This is a genomic window from Ruminiclostridium papyrosolvens DSM 2782, from assembly GCF_029318685.1.
Classification (GTDB): domain Bacteria; phylum Bacillota; class Clostridia; order Acetivibrionales; family DSM-1351; genus Ruminiclostridium; species Ruminiclostridium papyrosolvens.
Genome location: NZ_CP119677.1, coordinates 2,741,009 through 2,757,715, shown reverse-complemented (window position 1 = coordinate 2,757,715; position 16,707 = coordinate 2,741,009). Strand labels below are relative to the sequence as shown.

16 protein-coding genes and 2 tRNA genes are annotated in these 16,707 nt (G+C 37.3%); 16 read left to right on the top strand and 2 right to left on the bottom strand.

The annotated features are described in order from the left end of the window. The first annotated feature begins 161 nt into the window (after positions 1-161). From opp4C to P0092_RS12230, 4 genes are read left to right on the top strand one after another with little or no spacing between them, the layout of a single operon-like run. Positions 162-1,013 carry an oligopeptide ABC transporter permease gene (gene opp4C, locus P0092_RS22150; protein ID WP_242831738.1) on the top strand — a complete coding sequence of 284 codons (852 nt, stop codon included), beginning with the start codon at positions 162-164 and terminating at the stop codon, positions 1,011-1,013. A gap of 15 nt (positions 1,014-1,028) precedes the next feature. After that, positions 1,029-2,006: an ABC transporter ATP-binding protein gene (locus P0092_RS12240; RefSeq protein WP_004617915.1), complete on the top strand. Its 978-nt coding sequence runs from the start codon at positions 1,029-1,031 to the stop codon at positions 2,004-2,006. Continuing rightward, entirely contained in the window at positions 2,003-2,968 is a 966-nt protein-coding gene (locus tag P0092_RS12235) for an ABC transporter ATP-binding protein (protein ID WP_004617916.1), read from the top strand. Before P0092_RS12240 ends, P0092_RS12235 begins: the two co-directional genes overlap by 4 nt. A 29-nt stretch (positions 2,969-2,997) precedes the next feature. Continuing rightward, on the top strand, positions 2,998-3,138 hold the full coding sequence (locus tag P0092_RS12230) for a hypothetical protein (RefSeq protein ID WP_004617917.1): 141 nt from the start codon (positions 2,998-3,000) through the stop codon (positions 3,136-3,138). A gap of 51 nt (positions 3,139-3,189) precedes the next feature. Here the strand turns inward: P0092_RS12230 and P0092_RS12225 are convergent. After that, positions 3,190-3,265 (bottom strand) — tRNA-Phe (locus tag P0092_RS12225). Between the two features lie 36 nt (positions 3,266-3,301). Continuing rightward, positions 3,302-3,378 (bottom strand) — tRNA-Ile (locus tag P0092_RS12220). A 185-nt stretch (positions 3,379-3,563) separates the two neighbouring features. Between P0092_RS12220 and P0092_RS12215 the strand changes: the two genes are divergently transcribed. The 12 genes from P0092_RS12215 (at position 3,564) to xerD (ending at position 16,611) form a co-directional block, all read left to right on the top strand. Continuing rightward, positions 3,564-4,622, top strand: a complete 1,059-nt coding sequence (locus tag P0092_RS12215; protein WP_004617918.1) for a zinc-binding metallopeptidase family protein — start codon at positions 3,564-3,566, stop codon at positions 4,620-4,622. A gap of 52 nt (positions 4,623-4,674) precedes the next feature. Next, positions 4,675-5,721 carry a M42 family metallopeptidase gene (locus tag P0092_RS12210; protein WP_004617919.1) on the top strand — a complete coding sequence of 349 codons (1,047 nt, stop codon included), beginning with the start codon at positions 4,675-4,677 and terminating at the stop codon, positions 5,719-5,721. A gap of 34 nt (positions 5,722-5,755) precedes the next feature. Then, positions 5,756-6,742: a M42 family metallopeptidase gene (locus tag P0092_RS12205; RefSeq protein ID WP_004617920.1), complete on the top strand. Its 987-nt coding sequence runs from the start codon at positions 5,756-5,758 to the stop codon at positions 6,740-6,742. A 112-nt stretch (positions 6,743-6,854) separates the two neighbouring features. Continuing rightward, positions 6,855-8,486, top strand: coding sequence for an MBL fold metallo-hydrolase RNA specificity domain-containing protein (locus P0092_RS12200; RefSeq protein WP_004617921.1), 1,632 nt, complete (start codon positions 6,855-6,857; stop codon positions 8,484-8,486). A 331-nt stretch (positions 8,487-8,817) separates the two neighbouring features. Further along, positions 8,818-9,810, top strand: a complete 993-nt coding sequence (locus tag P0092_RS12195; RefSeq protein ID WP_004617922.1) for a hypothetical protein — start codon at positions 8,818-8,820, stop codon at positions 9,808-9,810. A 116-nt stretch (positions 9,811-9,926) separates the two neighbouring features. After that, positions 9,927-11,522, top strand: a complete 1,596-nt coding sequence (locus tag P0092_RS12190; RefSeq protein ID WP_004617923.1) for an L-lactate permease — start codon at positions 9,927-9,929, stop codon at positions 11,520-11,522. Between the two features lie 21 nt (positions 11,523-11,543). After that, on the top strand, positions 11,544-12,842 hold the full coding sequence (locus P0092_RS12185) for a phenylacetate--CoA ligase family protein (RefSeq protein ID WP_004617924.1): 1,299 nt from the start codon (positions 11,544-11,546) through the stop codon (positions 12,840-12,842). Between the two features lie 143 nt (positions 12,843-12,985). Next, positions 12,986-13,798, top strand: a complete 813-nt coding sequence (gene proC, locus P0092_RS12180; protein ID WP_004617925.1) for a pyrroline-5-carboxylate reductase — start codon at positions 12,986-12,988, stop codon at positions 13,796-13,798. Between the two features lie 27 nt (positions 13,799-13,825). Further along, a complete protein-coding gene (gene rnhA / locus P0092_RS12175) occupies positions 13,826-14,263 on the top strand; it encodes a ribonuclease HI (protein ID WP_004617926.1) in 438 nt (145 codons plus the stop codon). Positions 14,264-14,276: 13 nt separating this feature from the next. Beyond that, positions 14,277-14,819, top strand: coding sequence for an NUDIX domain-containing protein (locus P0092_RS12170; RefSeq protein WP_004617927.1), 543 nt, complete (start codon positions 14,277-14,279; stop codon positions 14,817-14,819). A gap of 100 nt (positions 14,820-14,919) precedes the next feature. After that, positions 14,920-15,555, top strand: coding sequence for a stage II sporulation protein M (spoIIM, locus tag P0092_RS12165; RefSeq protein WP_004617928.1), 636 nt, complete (start codon positions 14,920-14,922; stop codon positions 15,553-15,555). 171 nt (positions 15,556-15,726) lie between these two features. Then, entirely contained in the window at positions 15,727-16,611 is an 885-nt protein-coding gene (gene xerD, locus P0092_RS12160; RefSeq protein ID WP_004617929.1) for a site-specific tyrosine recombinase XerD, read from the top strand. Positions 16,612-16,707: the final 96 nt, after the last annotated feature.

Below are 16,707 nucleotides of genomic sequence, written 5' to 3'. Positions count from 1 at the left end.
GAAAATCAATATTCAAAAGCAGTGATATTACGTCTCAGACCGGGCCCGGTGCAAGGCTTCTGGTTATAGTGGCTTTTGTAGCATTGATTTTTGTAGCAGTTCTCAAAATACTGGATATCAGGGAACGCAACAAAGGCGACAATATACAGACCCCTTGGTCTATGGCTATTAAACAATTCAAAAGAAACAAATTGGCTATAGTGGGATTATTTCTGATAACTTTTCTTATTATAATATGTTTTTACGGGCCTGTATTCTCTAAATATCCTTTACTGAAAACAGATATAATTATGGCAAAGCTTAAACCGGGGCCGGAGCATTTATTGGGTACTGACAGCAGCGGGCGTGATATTTTAACACGTTTGATGTACGGAGGGAGAATCTCCATAACCGTAGGCTTTGTTGCCGTACTTCTGGAAATACTCTTAGGTACTACTTTGGGAGGCTTGGCAGGCTATTACAGCGGCAAAATTGATAATTTTCTAATGAGGGTAGTAGATATATTCCTAAGTATTCCTTTTTTGCCTGTTGTAATAATTATAGGTGCGATAATGTCTGATTTAAATATACCTCCAGAGCGCAGGATATATTTTGTAATGTTTATTATAGGTATTCTTAGTTGGCCTGTAATGGCAAGATTGGTTCGCGGACAGATTCTTACCTTGCGTGAACAGGAGTATATGATTGCTGCGGAAGCACTTGGGCTCAAGGACAGGCGGAAAATAGTAAGACACCTTATTCCTAATGTTATCCCAAGTATAATTGTATCTGCAACTCTTGGGATAGGTGACGCCATATTGATGGAATCAGCGCTGTCCTTTCTAGGACTTGGTGTGGCTATGCCGTTCCCTTCATGGGGAAACATGGTTCAGGCAGTTAGGGATACCAATGATTTCATTCTCCGCTCATGGCTGTGGATACCGCCGGGAATATGCATTTTCATGATAGTTCTGGCTATTAATTTTGTGGGTGACGGCCTACGGGATGCCTTTGACCCTAAAATGAAAAAGTAGGAGGAAGAAGCGTTTATGTCTGAAAAACTTTTGGAAATTAAAGATTTACATACATTTTTTTATACTGATGCAGGTGTTGTTAAAGCAGTAAACGGCGTCTCCTTTGAGGTAAATAAGGGACAAACGATAGGCATAGTAGGTGAGTCAGGTTGTGGAAAGAGTGTCATGTCTCTTTCCATTATGCGTTTAATACAAGAACCGGGGAAAATAGTTGATGGACAGGTGTTTTTCAATGGTCAGGATCTTGTAAAGCTATCCCAGAGTGAAATGAGGAAAATAAACGGTGACAGGATATCCATGATATTTCAGGAGCCTATGACTTCGCTAAATCCTGTTTTTACAGTTGGTAACCAAATTGCAGAATCACTTATACTTCATGAAAAATTAACTAAAAAACAGGCGAGGGAGAAAGCAATTGAAATGATTTCAACTGTTGGGATTTCTCGTGCAGAAGGTATATATGACTCATATCCCCATGAATTATCAGGAGGTATGAGACAGAGAATCATGATAGCCATGGCACTTTCCTGCAATCCTGAACTTTTGATTGCAGATGAACCCACAACTGCTTTGGATGTTACAATACAAGCGCAAATACTGGATTTATTAAAAGAAATAAAGAAAAAATTCGGCACTTCCATAATGTTAATCACACATGATCTTGGTGTTGTAGCCGAAATGGCGGATTATGTAATAGTAATGTACGCTGGAAGAATAATTGAACAGGGACATGTAAACGATATTTATCTTAATCCAATGCATCCTTACACAATAGGGCTTCTGAAATCAAAACCGAGTATAACTACTGTAAGCGACAGGCTTTATACAATACCCGGGCAAGTACCAAACCTTATTAATTTGCCTGAAATCTGTTATTTCTCAGATAGGTGTAAAATGTGCAAGGATGTCTGTAAACAAGGTTTCCCCAAGCTGATTGACATGGGAAATGACCATTTTGTAGCGTGTACATTATTTGGGGAGGTGACAAAATGAGTGAAGCTTTACTGAAAGTGAAAAATCTGAAAAAGTACTTTCCCATAAAAGGAGGAGTATTTCAGAGAACAGTAGGACATGTTAAGGCAGTAGAAGATATATCCTTTGATATAAATAAAGGTGAAACCTTGGGTTTGGTAGGCGAATCAGGCTGCGGAAAAAGTACCGTAGGCCGTACAATTCTAAGACTCCATGATAAAACCGGAGGAGAGGTTTTATTTAAAGGAACAGAAATATTTGACTTAAAAAAACAGGAAATGCAAAAGCTGAGACCTAAAATACAGATTGTCTTCCAAGATCCTTACAGCTCTTTAAATCCCAGACTTACGGTTGGTGAAATAATAGGAGAAGCCCTTCTTGAACACGGCTTTTGTGAAAGGAAAGATTTAAAACAACGTGTACTAAAGGTTATGGAACAGTGCGGGCTACTGGCCTTTCATATAGACAGATATCCTCATGAATTTTCAGGAGGACAGAGGCAGAGAATCGGCATTGCGAGGGCTTTGGCCCTTAATCCGGAATTTATTGTATGTGATGAGCCTGTTTCGGCATTGGATGTATCCATTCAATCACAGATAATAAACCTTTTATCTGATCTTCAAAAAGAATATGGATTTTCTTACTTGTTTATATCACACGATTTAAGCGTAGTAAAACATATTTCTCATCGGGTAGCTGTAATGTATCTTGGCTGCCTTGTTGAGATTGCTGACAAAACAGAGCTTTATGATAATCCGCTTCATCCCTATACAAAGGCCCTTCTGTCGGCAGTCCCACTGCCTGACCCCAGACTTAAAAGAGAAAAAATAGTCTTATCCGGGGATTTACCAAGCCCTGCAAATCCTCCGTCGGGCTGCCGCTTTCATACAAGATGCCCAAAGTGCAGCGATATTTGTAAACAACAGGTTCCGGAATTAAAAGATGTTGGACAAAATCATAAAGTTGCCTGTCATTTTGTTTGATAATTACCTTGGGGGTAGGGAGTAAAAATATGAAACTGATACAAAAAGAATCTTTTAAAGATATTTTGGCAATTTTTATAGCTATTGTTCAGGTTATATGGCCATATGTTTTAATTAGTATAGGAGTTTATCTGCTGCTGACGTTGTTTTTGACAAAGGTATGGCTTTGAAATTGAAATAAAAAAAAGAATTTTTCGTAGCTAAGACGAAAAATTCTTTTTTGGTGCCCAGAGCCGGAATCGAACCAGCGACACGGGGATTTTCAGTCCCCTGCTCTACCGACTGAGCTATCTGGGCAAGTTGTCAGTGTTTTTAAAACACTAACAAACAAATTGGTGGGCCTTCAGGGACTCGAACCCCGGACCAACCGGTTATGAGCCGGTTGCTCTAACCAACTGAGCTAAAGGCCCTCGAAAGGACGAGTTTTAGTATAATAAAAAAATTAACTTAAGTCAATAGTAATATTATAAATTTATTAATAAAAATTTTTATAGTACTTTAAGATTTTCAATTCTCTAGGAAAATCTATGATTTTTTGCTAGTATAATATAAAAGATTAATAACAGATTAAATAAAAATAGGGGAATAACGAAGAATGGAAATAACAAATTGTTTAGAGTATTTGTCAGGACTTGTGGCAGTAACAGGCTTTGAAGCAACGGCTGCTGCGAAAATTGCTGAAACCTTTAAGGATTACTGCGATGAGGTCCGAATAGATAAGTTTTTCAATGTAATTTTCCTGAAAAAAGGATTAAATAAGTCTGCAAAAAAGATTTTGGTTACCGCACACAGCGATGAAATAGGCTTTCTGGTTAACTCCATTGATGATAAGGGCTTTGTCGGTATAAGTCCGATGGGGGGGATTGACAGCAAAATACTGCTGGCACAGGAAGTGATAATCCACGGCAGGGAAGACATAACAGGTATAATAGGTGCAATGCCTCCACATCTGATGAAACCGGAGGATGCAGGAAAGGCAGTAAAAATAAAGGATTTACGTGTGGATACTGGACTAAAAGGAGCAGAGCTTAAAAAAATAGTTTCAATAGGGGATGTTGTATCCTTTAAATCAAGCTTCTCCTTAATGAACAAAACCAAAGCCAGCGGGAAGTCTTTTGACAATCGTACGGGTATTGTTTGCATGATGGAAATATTACAGGGTCTAAAAGATATAAACCATGAAAACGATATTATATTTATGGCCTCAACACAGGAAGAAACAAGCCTTGCAGGTATTACCACAGCTGCTTTTTCGATGAAGCCGGACGCTGCAATAGTAATTGATGCAGGACATGGAGACATACCGGAGCTTTCAAAAGATGTATCCTCAATCGCAGGAAAAGGACCTGAAATAGCAATAGGTCCCAATCTCCATCAGGGAATGGTAGAAAAGCTATTTGAGCTTGGTAAAGATATATGTATTCCTTTTCAGAAAATGGTTGAATCAGGGGATACGGGAACAGAAGCATGGGCGACTCAGGTCAGCGGTTGCGGAATACCTACCGCTCTGCTTTCAATACCGGTTAGATATATGCATACTGCTGTAGAAACTGTTAACTTGGAAGATATAAAGTATACGGCCAGAATTATAACAGAGTTTTTGAGACTGAGCAGTGAGAAATTAGAAAAGGTTCTGGAATGGAAGACTATCTGATTAACTCATATCATATATAAAAATTACGGCAGTAAGGCTGGTGGAGGATTGTATGACATTGATAAAAGAACTTACAGATTTAAATGGTGTATCGGGAAATGAAAATGAAGTGAGAGAGTACATTAAAAGTAAAATTAGTGGGTTATGTGATTCTATAGAGATTGACACAATTGGAAATATTATTGCTTATAAAAAAGGTAGCAGCGGCAAGCTGAAGGTTATGCTTTCAGCTCATATGGATGAAGTAGGATTCATGGTTTCGGGATACATGGAAAAGGGATTTTTGAAATTCAAGCCTGTTGGGGGTATTGACAGCAGGATTTTGCCCGGTAAAAGGGTGGTGGTCGGCAAAAAGAGGCTGGAAGGTGTAATCGGCGCAAAACCCCTGCATCAGCAAAGTTCTGAGGAACGGGACAGGATAGCAAAAATTAAGGATTTATATATAGATATCGGAGCAGATACAAAGGAAGAAGCCGAGAAATTAGCTCCTTTGGGAGAGTTTATAGCTTTTGACAGTGATTATGTAGAGTTGGGAAAAGACTGTATTAAGGCGAAGGCGCTGGACGACAGAGTAGGCTGTGCAGTACTTATGGAGGTATTAAAGTATAACTTTGAGTTTGATTTGTATGCCTGCTTTACCGTTCAGGAAGAGGTAGGGCTTAGAGGCGCACAGGTAGCGGCGTTCAAAATTATGCCGGATGTAGCACTTGTTCTGGAAGGAACTACTTGTGCTGATGTTCCAGAGGAAAAACCTTTTGATTTTTCTACAGAACTGGGCAACGGTGCAGCTCTTACACTGGTGGACAGAACCTGCTATAGCGACAGAAAGCTGGTACAGTTTTTATATGATACGGCAGTTAAAAACGGAATAAAAGTTCAATACAAACAGACTACAACGGGTGGAAATGATGCCGGACAGATACAAAGAACGGGTAGTGGTGTTAAAACAGCATCAATTTCTGTTCCGTGCAGGTATATACATTCTCCCGTATCTGTTATGAGCAGAAGTGATTTTGAATGTGTAGAAAGACTTACACTTGCGGCATTAAATGAAATAAACAAAGACAAAGACTTTATAAAAAACATTGCAGCAGTATAGAAATCTGCGAGTTAACAAAATTGGAGGGATTTAAATGCAGGAAACATTAAAAATAGTTACACAGGCCTTTGGTGTATCCGGAAACGAAGAAGATATCAGAGAAATTATTACTACTGAAATAAAAAAAAATGTTGATGAAATAAAAGTTGATGCAATGGGTAATCTGATTGCAGTAAAAAAAGGCAAGAAAAAGAAAATCATGTTTGCGGCACATATGGATGAAATTGGAGTTATAGCTACCTTTATTGATGATAATGGATTTATAAGGTTTTCCAATTTAGGCGGGGTGTCAGCGTTTAATTCACTTGCACAAAGAGTGAGATTCAAAAATGGTACGGTAGGTTGCATTAATGCAGAAGAGAAGCTTGAAAACATGAAGGATCTCAGACTTGGGAAAATGTATATTGATATTGGCTGTACCAGCAAAGAAGAAGCTGAGAAATACGTCAAGGTTGGAGATGCAGCCAGCTTTACAGGTGATTTTCATATTCAGGGGGATTTTGCAGTTTCGAAGGCCATGGACGACAGAAGCGGTTGTGCAGTACTTATTGAGCTTATAAAAACCATGCCTAAAACAGATAATGAGATTTACTTTGTCTTTACTACTCAGGAAGAATTGGGACTAAGAGGTGCAAAGACAGCTGCTTTCGGAATTATGCCCGATTGTGCCATTGCAATTGATGTAACACGTACAGGAGATACACCGGAATGCAACAGCATGGAAGTAAAGCTTGGAAAGGGTCCGGCAATAAAAGTAAAAGATGCTTCTTATATAGCTCATCCTCAGATTCGAAGGACTTTACAGGATTTGGCTCAGGAAAACGGGATTCCTTATACTTTGGAATTACTGGAAAGGGGAGGAAGTGACCCCGGTGCAATACAGACTTCCGGAACGGGGATACCCTGCGGAGGTATATCAATTCCATGCAGGTATGTTCACACTCCTTGCGAAATGGTGAGCATTCAGGATTTGAATAACTGTGTCAAACTATCAACCCTGTTTATAAAACATTACAAGTAATTGTAATAACAGAATAAAATATGGTAAATTTAAACAAGGAATTTCAGGATTTAAAGCAGAATTAGTATTATTAGAGAAAGATATAATCCTATTTGTCGAATGGAGGTCTGTTATGAATATTTCATTTCTTGGAGCAGCAAAAACCGTTACAGGCTCATGTTATCTTGTTGAAACAAAGGAAACAAAATTTCTGGTTGATTGCGGAATGTTTCAAGGTAAGGCAAATGAAGTTTTATTAAATACAGAAGAATTTTCATTTAATCCCGGTGACTTGGACTTCATGCTTCTGACCCATGCTCATATTGACCACAGCGGGAGAATTCCAAAGCTTCATACGGACGGGTTTAAAGGAACTGTTTATGCCACTAAGCCTACAGTACAGCTTTGTGGTATAATGCTTCCCGACAGCGGACACATTCAGGAAATGGAAAATGAATGGACCAACCGAAAGAGGAAGAGGGCAGGTGAACCACCTGTTAAGCCGTTATATACGTTGGAAGAGGCTACTGATTGCCTCGGTCTTTTTAAAGGAGTGGCATATGATGAAGTAATATCTGTTTCTGATGATGTGAGGGTTAGATTTAAGGATGCAGGACATATTCTTGGATCGGCAATACTTGAAATTTGGATAAGGGAAAATAATCAGGAAACTAAGGTTGTATTCAGCGGTGATCTTGGAAACAAGGGAATGCCCATACTTAGAGACCCCAGCATAATCGGGGACACGGATTACCTTATAGTTGAATCTACATATGGAGACAGGTTGCATACACTAAAAAAAGAGACTGACAAAATTGAAAGATTTATAAGTATAATATCGGAAACCATCTCCAAAGGAGGGAATGTAGTTATACCATCCTTTGCGGTAGGAAGAACCCAGGAACTGATATATGATTTAAACAAGCATATGGATGTTTTCGGCGATAAGGTAAATGAGATATTGAATGTTCCCGTATATGTAGATAGTCCCCTTGCAACTTCAGCGACCAAGATATTCAGGGAAAATCTTGACTGTTTTGATGAGGAAGCAAAGGCATACATTGCCAACGGAGACAATCCCCTTGACTTTCCTTCACTTAAATTCACACAATCTCCTGAGGAATCAAGGAAACTCAATGAAAAAGCCGAAAGCATGATAATCATATCAGCCAGTGGCATGTGCGATGCCGGAAGAGTAAAGCATCATCTTAAACATAATCTTTGGCGTAAAGAATCAACAATACTTTTTGTTGGATATCAGGCTGAAGGAACTCTGGGACGTAAAATACAGGACGGGGCAAAGATTGTAAAACTTTTTGGTGAAGAGATATCTGTAAATGCAAGAATAGAAAGTATTGACGGCTTTTCCGGACATGCTGACAAGGAAGGACTCCTTTCTTGGATTAGGAGTATTGGAAGAAAGCCAAAGAAAATATTTGTTGTTCATGGAGAACAGGGAGTTGCTGCTTCATTTGCACAAACTATTACAGATGAACTTGGTCTGCAGTGTATAGTTCCATCACGAGGAGAGAGTTATGTAATAAGTGGGGGGAATATTTACGAACATGTTCCAAGTGCAAATGCCAGAAAGAGATTCAGACGGCTTGCGGTGGTTGAAATGCTTGAAACTTTAAAAGAAGAGTTTGATGAATTATCAGAAATACTTAAAAATGATTTAAAGCAGGAAAAATCGGATGTGGAAATTGACGAAGTTGCAGCTAAACTTAAAATGGTTGAAAAATCCATTATTGAGGCCCTAAAATAAAAATTACTAAATTGTAATTTAATATATGAGATTATTAAAAATAGACAAAAACGGGTGTAGATACTTCAGTGTTTTTGTCTATTTTTGTGTCTGAAATCCTTAGAAAATGAAGACTTTGAGGGATTTTACAAACCTGCTAGGAAAACATACATATTAGCAAATAAAGTGATTTAAAAGGCGGTAATGGATAACACTAACTGAATTTAATTGTTTTTGGTAAAATAGAATAATTGACATTTCTTTTATAAATATGTATAACAAATAGGGATATTGACAAAAAGCTGAATACTTACAATTGTGCCGGAAAGACTCGGTGCATGGGGGGAATATTATGAAAAGGGCTGGATTAAAGAAAAAAATTGCTTTTTCTTTAATTATGATAATGACAAGTTTTACGTTGCTTAATTATGCAAACGGATATATACATATAAAAGATAACATAGCGAAGACATATGTGAAAATAAAAGAAAAAGAAATGAAGTTTATGTACGGTGTAAGGACATCACAGGGGGATCGCTATACGGGAGGCTCTGATAACTCCAACGGAGATAACGTTACATATAATTCAGATAGTACTTATGGGAGACAAAATCTTAACAACTTAATAGACAGTGACAGCAAAGGATACGTGTACCTTCAAGAGCAGAACGTTAAAAGCTCGGGAGAAGATTTTAAATTCAGTGATTTTATGTACAAACCTGAAGTTGAAAGTATTACTCAGAAGTTAAAAAGTCAGGTTGAATCAGATTCATACAGACATAAAAGACTTGGTTTTTATTACATAAATGATTTTGAGTATACTTTTAATGCCTTAAAAGAGCTGGAACCTGTAATTGATAAAACTGCAAAAGCGCAAAAGATGCCTAAGGCCTTTTTAACATCAGTATTATTCAGAGAGATGATGTTCCTGGGGCAGGAGGATCTTCTTGACGGAGTTCCAATTCTGGGAGGAAAATCAATAGGTATTTGCCAGATTGGGATAGATAATGTCCGCTTTAATGAACAGGTTGTACACGGGAAAAGCTCTTTGATTGCAAATTATTCCGATAAACTTATCAGGGAAATGTTGCAGACTCCCGAACTGGCAGTGTATTTTTGTGCTGTTCAGCTTAAAGCAAGGGCAATTCAAATAACGGGGGATAAAAATGTAGACCTTAATAATCTTAAGGAAGAGCAGCTATGTAAGATTTTGGCTGAATACAATCAGTCAATAATAACTAAAAACATTGGTCCCATTAAGACAAAAGAAAAATATGCAGAGGAGACATATAATTACTACCAGTTACTCACTAAATACTATAATTCGGAAGAATCCTCCAAATAATTCTTTATTTTTGTAGAAGTTTGTAATAAAATATTATTACAGCCATTGTATTAGCATAAGTAGTTTTGTAGAATGGGTTTAAAATAAAATTAATCTAGTTTGTGGAGGACGGTAGAATGGTAGGGTCACTATTTTTGACACTATTACCAATTTTGGTAATAGTATGTATGCTTGTAATTTTTAAGAAGTCAGCTGACGTCAGTGGTATTGTAGGCTGGCTTTGCGTATCAGTTGTAGCGTTTCTATTCTTTAAAACATCCTTGCCGGTTATTTTCCGGTCAACAGTTTCAGGTTTCATTCGTTCATTTCCGGTTTCAATGATAGTATTGACATCATTATTTATGATGGCTTATATGGAAAAAACCGGTGCTCTCAAAAGAATAATAATATTCATAAAGACAATAGCAAGTCATAATAAAGCAGTTCAGATTATGATGATTAATATAGGATTCGGTACATTAATGGTATCTGTGGGTGCTACACCTGTATCCATACTTCCTCCTATACTACTGGCAATGGGCTATTCTACATATGTGTCAATTGCGTTGCCGTCTATAGGATATGATTCACTGTGTACATACTCACTGCTTGGCGCTCCTCTTGTAGCATTTCTGGATTTTGCAAACAATTTTTTAGGACAAGGACATGAAATAACACCTTCACAGGCAGGAAGAGTATTTTTCTTGTTTTTACCTTTGGTGTCAACTTTAATAGGTTTCTGTATGTTGTATATCGTTGACAAATGGAAGGGCGTAAAGAAAGGTTTTCTACCCTGTATTGTAACAGGTGGGGTTATAGCACTTGTAGCCTTTTTCACAAACAAAGTTGATAATCTGGTTACCTTGACGGGAGTTTTAAGCGGTCTTGCGGTTATAGTTGCAATGGCCATATACCTCAAGCTTACCGGTAAAAAAGTAATTGATAAGAGTATCTTGACCGATGAAGAAAGAGAATATGAAAAGAAATATCCCCTTTGGAAGGCATTGAGCCCATGGATTATACTTATAGGCTTTATACTTGCTTTGAATCTTCCAAAACCGATTTATGACTACTTATACAATCTGGCATTGCCTATAAAGGGAATAACTGTTGATGGAAGACCTATAGCAACAAGAGCACTATGGAATGCATATACATGGATTGCAGTTGCAGTAGTTGTCTCAATGCTTGTAATAAAGCCTAAAAAAGCTCAGTTAAAAGAATCTGTAAGAGTATGGCTAAAAAGAGCACCAAGACCTGTGTTCTCAGCTGCAATATTTTTTGCAATAGGAGAGGTAATGAATTATTCGGGTTGGAGTCTTGATACCATGGCATATCAAACCGAAAGTATGATAAAAGTTCTGGCAAGTACATCAGCAGATGCCTTCAGTGGGGCTTATGGTTTTATAACCGGATTTATCGGTTTATTCGGAGGTTTTGTAACGGGTAGTGAAGCCTCAACCATTGCCATGTTTGCAAACTATACAATGCAAACGGCTAATAAGCTGAATCTGGGACTTGACGGGCTAATAATTGTTACTGCTGCCCTTGCTTTTGGAGGAGGCCTTGCAAGTGTAATTTCTCCGGCAAAGCTTCAGAATGCGGCTGCGTCAATAGACAAGCTCGGTGAAGAAAACAAAGTAATCAGGATAGCATTTGTTTTCGCATTAATTTTGACATTGATAACATCTGTGTATGCAATGATGTTACTTAAAATAGGATTAAAATTATAAGATAACTAGGGGGAAATAAAAATGATTTGGAATACTCAGGTTGAGTGTATGTCTAGAAATTCTATGAAAGAGCTTCAGTTGGAACATTTAAAGAATATCGTAAGAGTTGCATATGAGAATGTTCCAATGTATAAGAGAAAATTTGACGAAATAGGCCTGAGGCCTGAGCATATCCAAACGTTGAAAGATATAGAAAAAATACCGTTTACAACAAAAAATGATTTAAGGGATAATTATCCTTACGGTCTTTTTGCAGTACCTCTAAAGAAAATAGTAAGGCTCCATGCATCTTCCGGTACAACAGGTAAACCCATTGTTGTGGGCTATACAAAAAACGATATGGAAAACTGGTCTGAAAACATAGCAAGACTTGTTATCGCAGCAGGGGGAAGAGAAGAGGATATAGCTCAGGTTGTATTCGGATATGGTCTTTTTACAGGTGGTTTCGGACTACATCAAGGTCTTGAGAAGGTTGGAATTACTGTTGTGCCTTCTTCCAGTGGACATTCGGAAAGACAGTTAATGCTTATGCAGGATTTTGGCACTACCATTCTTGTAGGAACACCATCTTATGCACTCTATTTAGCAGAAATTGCTGATGAAATGGGTCTTGATAAGAGTAAGCTTAAACTAAAGCTGGGTTTGTTCGGAGGAGAAGGACATACTCCTGAAATGAGAGCTGAAATAGAAAGAAGATGGGGTATAAAGGCTACAGAAAATTATGGACTAAGCGAGATACAAGGCCCCGGTGTTGCAGGAGAGTGTTACTGCCAGTGCGGAATGCATATTAACGAAGACCATTTTTATCCTGAAATAGTTAATTCGGAAACTGGAGAAGCTCTTGAGTACGGCAATAAAGGGGAACTTATACTTACTACTCTTACAAAAGAGGGTATCCCGATGCTTCGCTACAGAACAAAAGATATTACCATATTGAACCCGGAAAAGTGTGAGTGTGGAAGAACCAGCGTCAGAATGAACAAGGTTCTCGGAAGAACTGATGATATGCTGATAATCAGGGGGGTTAATGTTTTTCCTTCTCAAATTGAGAGTGTACTTGTGGGTATGGAAGGAATCGGGCCTCATTATCAGATAATAGTAACTAAAAACGGATATATGGACGCAATTGAAGTACATGTTGAGCTTATTGACGGAAAACTCCTTGAAAAGTTCAGCGAGTTAGAAAAACTTGAGAAAAAGATTCGTCATGAATTAAAAGTTGTTCTCCAGATAGATGCAAAGGTTAAGCTTGTAGAACCAAAGTCTATTGAAAGAACAACAGGAAAGGCAAAGCGCGTTATCGATATGAGAAACCAATAAAATATTCGTTGTAATTTGTTATGGCACAGTACAAATGGTACTGTGCCATTTTAACGAAATTTCAGATTTACTTTTCAAATTCTGTTTATAAGTTATAATAGTAGTATTGACGAAAAGGAAAATTATAGAACGGAGGAATCTTTATGAAGAAAATAGGATTTATAGGCACAGGAATGATGGGAACAGCAATGATAAAAGGAATAATAGGGGCACAGATTGTCAACCCTTCAAATATTCATGTTTTTGATTTGGACAAGGCAAAGCTTGAAGTATTATGCGGCGATTTAGGAGTAAATGCAGAAGGAAATTCACGTGAAATTGTAGAGAAATGCGATTTTGTATTTCTTGCAGTTAAGCCAAACGTCGTAAAGACAGTTTTAGAGGATATAAAGGATGTATTTTCCGGTGAAAAGCTTTTTATAAGTATAGCAGCCGGTATTCCTCTTAAAACCTACAAAAGCGCACTTGGTCAAGACAAAAAAGTAATCAGGGCTATGCCAAATACTCCCGCAGTAATTGGCGAAGGAATGACCCTTATAAGCTTTGATTCTTGTGTTCAGGATAGTGAAGTAAAAGAAGCTATGAATTTGCTTAGCTCTCTTGGAAAAGTAGAATGCATGGAAGAAAAGCTTATGAATGAAGTCGTAGCACTAACAGGCAGCAGTCCTGCATATATTTTTATGTTAATAGAAGCAATGGCAGATGCGGCTGTTTTATCGGGTATCCCAAGGCAGACTGCGTACAGACTTGCTTCTCAGGCAGTGTCAGGAAGTGCAAAAATGGTAGCACAGACAGGTAAACATCCGGGAGAATTGAAAGATCAGGTTTGCTCACCTGCAGGTACTACGATTGAAGCTGTAGCTGCTTTGGAGAAGCTAGGGTTCAGAAATTCTGTAATGGAAGCAATGAACGAGTGTACAAAAAAAGCAAGAGAGCTTGGTAAAATCTACGGATAAAGAATTATCTGACTATCAGGAGGCGTAATGAAGCAGGTAGAAATATATACCGATGGAGCCTGTTCCGGGAATCCCGGTGCAGGCGGTTGGGGAGCGGTGCTCATGTATGGTGAGCATAAAGTTGAAATATCCGGATTTGAAAAGAGTACCACAAATAATAAAATGGAGCTGACAGCTGCATTTGAAGCTTTGAAAAGGCTAAAGGAACCATGTAAGGTAAATTTATACAGTGACAGTGCTTACCTGGTAAATGCCTTTTTACAGGGCTGGCTTGATAAATGGATAAAAAATGGATGGAAGCGTAATAAAAATGAAGAAGTAAAAAATATAGAACTATGGAAAGAGCTTGTTAGGCTTGCTGATATTCATGAAATAAAATGGATAAAGGTTAAGGGACATGCAGATAATGTATATAATAACAGATGTGACAAGCTTGCAACAGACGAAATTAAGAAAAATTGCTAGGAGGGTTTGAAATATGGATTATAATGAAAAGACACTTAAAACCGAGGATATCTATAAGGGAAACATAATTAAGGTACAAAATTTAACTGTAAGTCTTCCAAACGGAAAAGAAGCTACAAGAGATATAGTATTACACCCGGGAGCATCAGTGGTTGTTCCGATAAATGAAAAAGGTGAATTGTATATGGTTAAGCAATTCAGAAAACCTCTTGACATGACAACCCTTGAGTTGCCTGCAGGTAAACTTGATTTCTCAGGCGAAGACCCAAAAGTATGCGCTGAAAGGGAGTTAATGGAGGAGACAGGTCTGAGGGCAGGAAAGATAGAGCATTTAGTAAGCATACATACAACGCCGGGTTTCTGTAATGAGGTTATTCATATGTATGCAGCAACTGAGCTTACTCAGGGAGATTCCTGTACTGATGAAGACGAATTTCTGGACGTAGAAAAAATTCATGTTTCAAAATTGGTTGACATGATTCTCAATCACGAAATAACAGATGCAAAGACTATTATAGGTGTTATGATGGCTGAAAAAATATTAAGTAAAAAGTAATGTAAAAAGTTATTAAATTATAGTAATATCTTATGTTTATCCGGCATATATATTTAATAAGTAACAAGGGTTAATCAATTAGACGCCGGGGGATAAGATTGTGATTCACAAAACAGCGAATGTAGTAAAGGAACACATAAGAGATAATAAATACACATACCTTAGTTTGTTCATTTTTTATATAATCGGAATAGTGGCCGGTGCGCTGGCTGTTAATGAACTGGACTACCACCAGAAAACTGAAATGACTACGTTTTTCAATGACTTTTTAAAGTTATTAAACAGTGATAATGTTAATGGAGTATCTTTACTAAAGGTTTCTGTACTGGACAGTCTGAGAATCATAATACTTTTTTGGCTTTTAGGCATTACAGTAATAGGTTTACCTGTTTATTATCTGACTTTAGGAATGAAAGGGTTTAGTACAGGATTTAGTTCGGGAATAGTAATGGGGGTTCTGGGAGAAAAAGGGATATTGGTTTCGGTTTTCTGCTTTCTCCCTAAAGAAATCCTGACAATTCCTTTTATTATCGCCCTTGGAGTAAATGGGATAAGATTAACAAAAGGAATTTTCAAAAACTGGATAAAAAAGCCTGTTAAAAAAGAAGACACGTTAAAATCAAAATTTTTACCATACTGTTTTGTTACTGTTTTCTTTTCCTTATTTATACTGTTTATGACAATTATGGATGCTATTATAGCTCCCTTTACTTTGAGATTATTAACATTTGTATAATTACAGTTAGAAAATTTGTTAAAAATTGATAAAAATCCTAAATAATCCTTTCAAAATTACATAATTTGTATTAGAATATTATTAGAAAACCATTCCAAATTATTAAATGGTTTCGTATAATTATCCATTTACATAAAATGGATAAATAGATAATAAAGGAGTCGTTGTTTGATGGAAGCTAATGTTGAAAAGTTTATTAATTTTCTAGAGAGGGATAAGCGATTATCGCTCAATACGCTTCAGTCCTATAAACGGGACATAGAACAATACATAACATACTTAAAAGAGATTAACGTAACCAACATCGCAAATACTAATAAGACAACTGTAATTGCCTACTTGTTACATCTACAGAAAAAGGGTAGAGCTACATCTACCATATCAAGGAACCTTGCGTCAATAAGGTCCTTTTATCAATTCCTCTATAAGGATAAAGTAATAGACAATGACCCTACCTCCGAGTTGGAATCACCTAAAGTAGAGAAAAAGCTTCCACAGATACTATCAACACAAGAGGTTGAGTTACTCCTTGAACAGCCTAAATGCCTTGATCTTAAAGGAATTCGTGACAAGGCGATGCTTGAATTATTATACGCAACAGGTATTCGTGTTTCAGAACTTATTTCACTGAACTTAGACGATATTAATTTTGAACTAGGGTTTATAAGGTGCAATAAAGGAACACGTGAACGTACAATTCCTATCGGCTCCATATCAATGGCTGCAGTACATGAGTATCTTGATAAATCCCGTAACTTTTTGATTCAGGACAGTCAGGAAACAGCACTTTTTGTAAATGTAAACGGTAAACGTCTTACAAGACAAGGGTTCTGGAAAATTATTAAACATTATAAGAACCAAGCTAAAATAAATAAAGACATAACACCGCATACCTTAAGACATTCCTTTGCAGCACATTTACTTGAAAATGGTGCAGATTTAAGGTCGATACAGGAAATGCTTGGTCATTCAGATATTTCTTCTACCCAGATATATGCACAGATTGCTAAAAACAAAATTAAAGATGTTTACAAAAAGACTCATCCCAGAGCATAATTTTGTTGTACAAAGGGACACTCATTTATAGTGAGCTGTCCTTTTTTTATGATAAAATGCTACATATAGGATTAATTTGAACCAAAGAAAGTCCAA